Source organism: Moorena sp. SIO3I6, from assembly GCF_010672095.1.
Map to the genome: position 1 here is coordinate 1 of NZ_JAAHHU010001621.1, position 1123 is coordinate 1123.

The 1123-nt window shown below is 38.6% G+C and carries 1 protein-coding gene; it reads left to right on the forward strand.

Annotated features, from left to right (window positions below; all coding sequences use genetic code 11):
* Nucleotides 1-86 precede the first annotated feature (86 nt).
* Nucleotides 87-329: a hypothetical protein gene (locus F6K49_RS51730; RefSeq protein WP_293110794.1), complete on the forward strand. Its 243-nt coding sequence runs from the start codon at nucleotides 87-89 to the stop codon at nucleotides 327-329.
* The last annotated feature ends 794 nt before the right edge of the window (nucleotides 330-1123 follow it).

Sequence of the window (1123 nt, forward strand, 5' to 3'; positions counted from 1 at the left end):
ATTATGCCAAAAAATAGTGGACGAACTTTTGGAAATTAACCGTCGTTGGCTCAATTATTACAAGAAGGGTGAGCGGGCTATAGAGTTTGCACTGTGTACGTTATAAGCTTTATGTCCCCCTGTCAGAAAAAGTAGCACTACTGTTAGCGGCACAAGAGAAGGTACGACAGGGTAGGTGGCTAGCAATACAGGGGAAAATAAAAAAGGCTATTTCTGTCTATCAAGAAGCACAAAAACTCAATCCTGACATCGACCTCAATCCAAATACAAGGGAAATAGATAAAGATCCAAAAACAGTAGCACAACAGTTAGTCCTAGACTCGAAATAATCAATTTACAGTATTGTTAAGGCAAGTAACTGGGGTTACCGGGATTGGGAGGCAACACTTACGGTCGTTGGTACTAGTTCTAGGGTCGGGTTCAGGCAGCGGGACAGATTGCAAAACCAACAACCCGGTGCTAACACGCCCCCCCGTCGGGCAACACCCGAATCGCTTACAAAAGCTAACCCCTCCAGCCGAGGGAGACGGGAGAGGTTTCGCGTGTTGATTTTAGAGCTGATTTGTAAACTCGCTGTAATCCTTGTAGGATAAGGCTTGGGCTAAACTAGAACAATTGAACTATTTAATACCCAAAAGACAATCATAGCAAGGTTTTCAGGCTTATTAATATTTACTTTACAAATTAGCTCTAAAGTCAGAATAGGGAAAATTTAAAAAAATATTGTACTTCATTATAATAAAAATCGCTATATACCCTCTTATTTATCACCTCTTATTTATTCCATGTTTTATGTTATATAAAATCAAAACCATGGAATTTAAATAAAGATAAGCTTAGGTTTTATTTAAAATACCTTGCCCACAAAAAAAAATCTCAAAACCCTTGAGTTTTTTTTATAATCGTTATGATTATAGTGTAAACACTAAACCAAAGGTGACCTTTATGGATTCCGAATTTCGCCCAAACCCCGAAAACAACCCTGAGGATATCACTCCCAGGGCAAACGCATCTAAATTAGATTGACAAATAAGCAAAAATGTGCTAAGCACCACCCAGGTTAAGTTGAGCACCAAATATGAGATAATGACTTCATGACTAATTTTTAAGAACTCGTTGGCGT